Annotated in this window: 10 protein-coding genes; 3 read left to right on the top strand and 7 right to left on the bottom strand. The window is 61.1% G+C overall.

The features are described 5' to 3' along the window. Positions 1–472: 472 nt before the first annotated feature. From Q0063_RS07610 to nth, 5 genes are all read right to left on the bottom strand, one after another. Positions 473–883, bottom strand: coding sequence for a hypothetical protein (locus Q0063_RS07610; RefSeq protein WP_297871378.1), 411 nt, complete (start codon positions 881–883; stop codon positions 473–475). 3 nt (positions 884–886) lie between these two features. After that, on the bottom strand, positions 887–1,285 hold the full coding sequence (locus tag Q0063_RS07605) for a hypothetical protein (RefSeq protein ID WP_297871377.1): 399 nt from the start codon (positions 1,283–1,285) through the stop codon (positions 887–889). Positions 1,286–1,532: 247 nt separating this feature from the next. Further along, positions 1,533–1,790, bottom strand: coding sequence for a hypothetical protein (locus tag Q0063_RS07600; RefSeq protein WP_297871376.1), 258 nt, complete (start codon positions 1,788–1,790; stop codon positions 1,533–1,535). A 94-nt stretch (positions 1,791–1,884) separates the two neighbouring features. After that, positions 1,885–2,421, bottom strand: coding sequence for a hypothetical protein (locus Q0063_RS07595; RefSeq protein WP_297871375.1), 537 nt, complete (start codon positions 2,419–2,421; stop codon positions 1,885–1,887). A 2-nt stretch (positions 2,422–2,423) separates the two neighbouring features. Beyond that, positions 2,424–3,059 (bottom strand): endonuclease III, encoded by a 636-nt coding sequence (gene nth, locus Q0063_RS07590; RefSeq protein ID WP_297871374.1) that lies wholly within the window; start codon positions 3,057–3,059, stop codon positions 2,424–2,426. A gap of 180 nt (positions 3,060–3,239) precedes the next feature. Between nth and Q0063_RS07585 the strand changes: the two genes are divergently transcribed. Beyond that, positions 3,240–4,508 carry a replication-associated recombination protein A gene (locus Q0063_RS07585; protein ID WP_297871373.1) on the top strand — a complete coding sequence of 423 codons (1,269 nt, stop codon included), beginning with the start codon at positions 3,240–3,242 and terminating at the stop codon, positions 4,506–4,508. A 12-nt stretch (positions 4,509–4,520) separates the two neighbouring features. Beyond that, positions 4,521–5,081: a hypothetical protein gene (locus Q0063_RS07580; RefSeq protein ID WP_297871372.1), complete on the top strand. Its 561-nt coding sequence runs from the start codon at positions 4,521–4,523 to the stop codon at positions 5,079–5,081. A 6-nt stretch (positions 5,082–5,087) separates the two neighbouring features. Here Q0063_RS07580 and Q0063_RS07575 read toward each other — a convergent pair whose 3' ends face one another. After that, on the bottom strand, positions 5,088–6,023 hold the full coding sequence (locus Q0063_RS07575; protein WP_297871371.1) for a S1 RNA-binding domain-containing protein: 936 nt from the start codon (positions 6,021–6,023) through the stop codon (positions 5,088–5,090). A gap of 96 nt (positions 6,024–6,119) precedes the next feature. Between Q0063_RS07575 and Q0063_RS07570 the strand changes: the two genes are divergently transcribed. After that, positions 6,120–6,311 (top strand): DUF951 domain-containing protein, encoded by a 192-nt coding sequence (locus tag Q0063_RS07570; protein ID WP_297871370.1) that lies wholly within the window; start codon positions 6,120–6,122, stop codon positions 6,309–6,311. 201 nt (positions 6,312–6,512) lie between these two features. Here the strand turns inward: Q0063_RS07570 and Q0063_RS07565 are convergent, their stop codons facing one another. Next, positions 6,513–6,926: a PaaI family thioesterase gene (locus Q0063_RS07565; protein WP_297871369.1), complete on the bottom strand. Its 414-nt coding sequence runs from the start codon at positions 6,924–6,926 to the stop codon at positions 6,513–6,515. Positions 6,927–7,017 lie beyond the last annotated feature (91 nt).

Here is a 7,017-nt window from a genome sequence, read left to right as displayed (position 1 = left end):
GCTGCCATTCTCGTTTGGATTGCTTGAGTTTGAAGACACCCTCTAGAGTCTGTTTGAAAACCATCAAAACGCCGTCTCAGGGCATCCTTTTCCGCCAGGACTGCGTTGATTTGACTTGAAATCCGTCAGGATTTCTGCGTCAAATCGCCTTGCCTGACGATTGGATAGCCGTTGGCGGCTCTGCCACCTTACGGATATCACATGCCCATTGGGTAAACAATCTGCCCCAATCCGGCATTCCGCCGGTTTTAAAACAGACTCTAAGGGCCCAGCGGTTTCTTTTTGTCGAGCATACTATATAGTCAGCACAGTTGAAAATCGGTACATACCGATTTATCTGCAGCGGCAAAGCCGCTGCGGGTAAAACCCCTGTGCTGGCTATGAAGTTCACCGCAAGGCTGTTTTTCGGCCTGTGTGTGAATCATCGCCGCGCAGTTGAAAAGAAGCAGATGCTTCTTTTCAACTGCGGCGACTATAAAATCAGCAGCAGCCCCAGGGCCACCAGAAGCTCCTCGTCCGCGTCCTCACGGAACAGGAAGAACAGCAGCACCAGAAGAAGCAGGTCCCCGGTGTCCACATGGTCCAGATGGAGCTGGTTCAGGATATGCTGGAGAAAGCCGGTCAGGCCGTCGGGGGTCCGGCCGTTTGTTTTTTTGCCCGGCCCGCCGAAGGACGGCCCACCGCCGGGGCCCCCTGACGAGGCGGAGTCATGATGCGGAGAGGGGCCGCCGTTTTCTCCGGAGGCGGAGCCGCCGGGAGACGGACCGGGAGACGGGTCCGGAGGCGGAGGCCCGCCGGGACCCGGAGGGGGCGCGGACCGGGGCTCTTCCTCCGGAAGGCGGGTGTAGCTGCCGTTGTCGTTTCGGATATAACGGTTATACATCCCTCAGCCCTCCCATCCAGACAGAAATTTCTTGCCCAGGTGGAACAGCCGCGCCAATTGAAGTGCCCGCTCGATTTTCTCCTGCCGGTCGCTTTTCAGATAGGGCCGCAGGGCGTAAAGCAGATTGCGGGCATTGGAGTCCCGCTGGCCGCCCAGCTCCTGAATCAGCGGGAGGAGCCTGGAGAGGAGTTTGGGGTCCATTCCGCCGCCGGTCAGGGAGGAAAGCAGGTCGGCGCCCCCAAAGGGCGGAGGCGCCGGAGAGGGGGGCGGCGGGGCCGCCTGGGGAGCGGGTCCCTCCGCGGGTCCCGGTCCGCCGCCCAGAGACTGAGCCAGCTGCATGATCTGTGACATGGCGTCCGGATTGGACAGGATGCTGTTCAGTTTTTCGTCAAATTCCGCCATGGGGCCCGCCCTCCTTGCCGCCTGTTCTTAGAACCTGTATTCACAACCGCTGAACGCTTGAACGCTGTCTGAGCGGTTTTTTGCTGTTTATGCGCCATACCGTGCCGATTTCCCCTGTAATCCGTCAGGATTGCCGCGGAAAATCTCCTTGTGCGGAAAATCTCCTTGTCTGGCAGGAAACATCCCCGTCTATCCGGTACCCCCGGCTATGAATACAGGTTCTGATGCTTCAGCCGGTTTGCGCTTTTTATTTCTGGACTGCCTTGTTGATGCGTTCCACCAGTTCCGCGCCGCCGGGGCTCTGCATAACCTGGTTCATCATCTGCATGATGGCGCTGGTGTCGCCCTTGGCGGCGGACTGTACCGCCCGTTGTAAACCTGCGCCCCGGTCCCCCTGAGTGAGCATCTGCATGAGGGCCTGCCCGTCCCGGGACTGCATCAGGGATTTCAGCATGGCCGGGTTTTTCCTGAGCTGTTCGGCCATCCGGGCCGTCTTATCATCCATAAAATTGCCTCCTTTAAGCTCTTCATGGCAGTATATGAGGGAGGGGACAAAAAAGTTCCTGCGTATCCACGCAGGAACCGAAGGATTTTCTGTTTTAGTCCCAGACGCCGCAGGAGACCAGCAGCAACCAATTGTCCTTAACCGCCAGATATATATAATCCGCGCCATAGGAGCCGCCGATTTCCAGAACATCCGCACGCTCTAAATGGCTGGAACAGGCTTCCCAGATATCCGGCGGGCTTCCGCCGCCGAAAAAGGTGGCTTCTCCGGTGAGATACTCCCAGTCTCTCGTTTGCATCCGAGGGTTCCGGACGATAGCGTATCCCTCATATATGCTCCGGCCCAAGGTCAGGCGCCGTGTGCGCTCCTCCAGGGAAATCTGCCAAAAGTCCGGGTCCCATTCCTCTGAAAAGGCCATGGCGGAAAGAATGGCCCGGACATAGGCCTCAGCGGTGTCCCGCTGGAGATAATCCGGAGGAAAGCGGTACAGGTCCAGAATGAGCCCTAAAGCATTGGGCCCGAAATGGGATTCATGCCGTTCCTCGATTTCCGGCCACGGAAGGACTTCGGCGATGGTTGAAAAGGCTTCGTAGCTCACCGCCGCTTGTTTCAGCGCGTTTGCCAGATCCATGCTCACACCGTTCCGGCTTTGGAGCAGTCCTTCCTCAGGGGACAGTCCTCACATTTGGGGGAGCGGGCGGTACAGGTGTCCCGGCCAAAGAGGACCATCCGGTGGCAGAAATCCGAGGACTCCCTGGGGGGCAGGACCTGGCGCAGCTGCCGTTCCACCTGGATGGGGTCCTTGGACCCGTCGGTGAGGCCCAGACGCCCGGTGATGCGGATGCAGTGGGTGTCACAGACATAGGCGGGCTGCTTGTACACGTCGCCCAGAATCAAATTGGCGGTCTTCCGGCCCACGCCGGGGAGACTGGTCAGCTCCTCCATGGTGCCGGGAACCTTGCCGCCGAAGTCCGACAAAAGCCGCCGGGCACAGGCTACCAGGTCCCTGGCCTTGCCGTTGTAAAAGCCGCAGGAATGGATGTACTCGCCTACCTCTTTCGGGTCTGCCTCCGCGAAGCTCTCCAGCGTGGGGAAGCGGGCAAAGAGGGCGGGGGTGACCATGTTCACCCGGGCGTCGGTGCACTGGGCGGAGAGACGCACGGCGAACAGCAGCTCGTAGTCCTTTTCATATTGCAGGGAGCAGAGGGCGTCGGGGTAGATGCCCTTCAGGGTTTCAATGATGCGCTTTACGGCGGCTTTCGATTTCATAGTGCCTCACCTCTTGTCGATCTTGGCAACAGCATACCACAAAATTTGACCTTTGGCGAGAGGAAAATCGGAAAAGACGCAGGCGGGCAGCCTGTTTTAGAAAAATGCTGGCAAGTCTCAGAAAACTATGGTATAATTCCTCTCGTACGTCATTTGAAGCATATGAAAGGAGGGACCGCCATGCAGCGCCCTCTGGCGGACGAAATCCGCCCCGAAACTCTGGAGGAAGTGGTGGGCCAGCGGCATCTGCTGGCTCCCGGCGCGGTGCTCCGGCGCCTGATTGAGAAGGAGGCCGAGGCCAACATGGTCTTTTATGGCCCCTCCGGTACAGGCAAAACCACCATCGCCAACATCATTGCCCGGAAAACCCACAAAACCCTCTACCGGCTCAACGCCACCACGGCGTCCCTTCAGGATATCAAGGATATCATTGCCGACGTGGGGACGCTGATGGCTCCCGGAGGGGTGCTGCTGTATCTGGATGAAATTCAGTACTTCAATAAGAAGCAGCAGCAGAGCCTGCTGGAATTCATGGAGAACGGCAAGCTGACCCTGATTGCCTCCACCACGGAAAACCCCTATTTTTACGTCTACAGCGCCCTGCTCTCCCGCAGCACGGTCTTCGAGTTCAAGGCCGTGCCCCCGGCGGAGGCGGAGCCCGCCGTCCTTCGGGCCCTGGAAATTCAGCGGGAGCGCGCGCCGCTGCCCCTGGACTGGGAGGAGGGCCTGCCGCTGCAGATTGCCACCGCCTGCGGCGGCGACGTGCGGAAGGCGGTCAACGCCGTGGAGCTTCTCTGCGGCGCGGCCCAGCCCCGGGACGGGACACTGTACCTGACAAGGGAAGACGCTTCCCAGCTGGCTCAGCGCAGCGCCATGCGCTATGACAAGGGAGGCGACGCCATGTATGACATCGCCTCCGCCCTGATGAAATCCCTCCGGGGCAGCGACCCCGACGCCGCCCTCCACTATCTGGCCCGCCTCCTGGAGGCGGGGGACCTGGTGACCCCCTGCCGCCGCCTGCTGTGCTCCGCCAGCGAGGACGTGGGCATGGCGTATCCCCAGGCCGTCGCCATTGTAAAGGCCTGCGTGGACGCCGCCATGCAGCTGGGTCTGCCCGAAGCCCAGCTGCCTCTGGCCCAGGCGGCCATCCTGCTGGCCACCGCGCCCAAGTCCAACAGCGTGGTGGAGGGCATCGGACAGGCCCGGGCGGACGTCCGGGCGGGCCGCACCGGGGACGTGCCCCGGCAGCTCCAGAACGTCCACGCCGACACCACCGGCTTCGACCATCAGCAGCACTATCTGTATCCCCATAATTTCCCCGGCCACTGGGTGGACCAGCAGTATCTGCCCGACGCGCTGAAGGGCGTGAAGTATTACCAGTGGGGGGAGAACAAGACGGAGCAGGCGGCGAAGGCCTATTGGGAGAAAATCAAGGGAAAGCCCCTGTGAGGAGGACGGCCCATGTACTGGATTGGAGATTGGTCGGGCGTACGGGAAAAGGTCTACACCGACGCCGCTGATTACGGCCTCCTCTGCAAACGGCAGGACCTGGAGGCCGTGGTGAAGGGTCTGGACAGGTATCTGAAAAAGACCAAAGTCCGGGGCGCGGGCCTGTGCAGGCGCTTCGGCGTGGGCTATGGCATCGGAAGCCCGGGGGCCGTGGTCCGCTGCTGGACGGAGTGGATGATGGACGCCGGGGCCTCCAAGGTCCCGCTGTCCATGGAGCAGGGCTTTGTCTGGCACTTCGAGCTGGTTCCCAACCGGCAGTTCCACGTGAATAACAACGGGGAAGCGGCAGAGGCCTGGCGCTTTTCAGACCGGAGGGACATCGCCTATCTTGCGACGCTGCTGAAGCACCGCTGGTACTACCTCCGGGACGGCCAGACCGTTTATGCGGACAGCGAGGAGGACCGGGAAAAGCGGGAGGCGTTTTTTCAGGGCCTGCTGGACAGCGCGGGCGTTCCCATGGAGCCCCTCTATGCCTATGGCCCGGAGGAGGAAACCGGCAGAATCTTTTGCTGAGTCTGTTCAGGATTCCGGGGCAAACACCGTTTCCACCGGCTCCTTTTCATAATTGGGCGGGGAGTAGACCCAGCGCTCCAGCACGCCGTCTGTGACCTGATACCGCAGGGGCAGGGGCTCCGGCGGCTGGGGCGGCAGCTTCTCAATAACCTGGAGCTTGATTTTCATGCGCTCGGGCCGGATGCTTTTGATGTACACGGAAACGGTGCTGCCGGGGGCCAGGTCCTCATGGACGTCCGCCAGACCGGAGAGGTTGGGGGCCAGCTCGATGAAGCTGCCGTAGTCCTTCACCGTGCGGACGACACCCCGGACCGTCTCGCCGGGGCGGAAGCGGCTGGCATTCTCCATCCAGGTGCCCAGCAGCTCCCGGTGGGTCAGGGTGATCCGCCGGTTTTCCCGGTCTATGGCCCAGACCGCCGTCAGAATTTTCTGACCCGGCTGAAAGCGGTCCCTGGGGTGGGAGATGCGGGAGACGGAGATGTGCTCAATGGGCAGCATGGCCACGATGCCGCAGCCGATATCCACAAAGGCCCCGAAGGGCTCCAGACGGGTAACCCGGCCTGTGAGCACCGCCCCCGGCGTCAGATGCTCCAGGAAGAAGCTCATGGCCTGCTTCTGGGCCGCCCGGCGGGAGAGACAGGCCACCGGAGCGCCTTTTTCGTCGGCGTCCAGGGCGGTGATGACAAAGCAGGTGGGCTTTCCCACCCGGGAGAGCACGGAGATGTCCCGGTCCGCGCCGCTGATCCAGGGGGCCACCGCCTCCTGACGGGGGATGCGCCCCCGGACGCCCCCCAGGGAGAGCAGGAGGGTGTGGTCAGGGGTGCAGCGCTGGACGGGCGCCTCCAGGATTTCGCCCTGTTCCATGGCCTCCCGCAGATCGGAGAGGGAGCGGAGCAGAGGGGGACGGAGGCCTTCGGGAAGGAAGAGCTTGTTTTCCGGCATATTTGATCGCATCCTATCTGCCGCGAACGGCGGCATTGACTTTTGATACGCCTACTATATGCAGAAAACCGAATGGGATTGACAGGAGGAACTGAGATGGATCTGCGTCTGCATGATCTTGTGGAGCTGAAAAAGCCCCATCCCTGCGGAAGCACCCAATGGGAGATTCTCCGGGTGGGTATGGATATCAAGCTCCGCTGTCAGGGCTGCGGCCACGAACTGATGCTGCCCCGGAGCAAGGCGGAAAAAAGCATCCGTAAGATTTTGACAAAGGAGGAACCTACATGAACGGCAAACTGAAGCGGGGGATTGCCCTGGCGCTGGTGGTGGTTCTGGTGCTGGCGCTGCTGGCTTCCATGATCCTGCCCTATATTGGCTGAGACAGGAGAGACGAAAACAGGCGCTTCCATATGGAAGCGCCTCAGCTTGCGAATCTGTCTTTCCGTTTTTTGGCCGTCTGGGGCGTTTCCCCGGGGAAGCGCCTGTTTTTCAGAGGTCCGGCAGCTTCTGGTCCAGGCGGTAGAAGGTGAAGGTCCCGGTTCCCAGCAGGACGCCCTCCGTCCCGGTAATTTGAACGTCCAGCACACAGAGTGATTTGCCGGCCTTCACCGTACGGGCCTCCGCTGTCAGCGTGTCGCCCACCTTGGCGCTGCGGAGATAGTGATAGGAGACGTCTACGGTCACGGCCATCGTCCCGTAGCTGGCGGCGGCGGAGCCGCAGGCGGTGTCCGCCAGGGTAAAATAGACGCCTCCGTGGGGAACGCCCAGAGGATTCACATCTTCGGCCTCCACCGTTTTGACCACCCGGGCATAGCCGGGGCCGATTTCCTCCACCAGGACGCCCTGGCGCTGAGCATAAGGGTTGTTGGCATTGCGAAACGCTCTGATCTTTTCATAATCCATAGGGGCAGACCCTCCTTTTTCATGGGCCCATTGTATACCAGAGCAGCGCCGGTGTCAAATGGTTCGCCGTCCGCAGACCGGGACGGGACAT

Source organism: uncultured Oscillibacter sp., from assembly GCF_947654275.1.
Taxonomy (GTDB): domain Bacteria; phylum Bacillota; class Clostridia; order Oscillospirales; family Oscillospiraceae; genus Oscillibacter.
The sequence above is the reverse complement of the archived record's forward strand: the minus strand, read 5'-3'. Positions and strand labels throughout refer to the sequence as shown.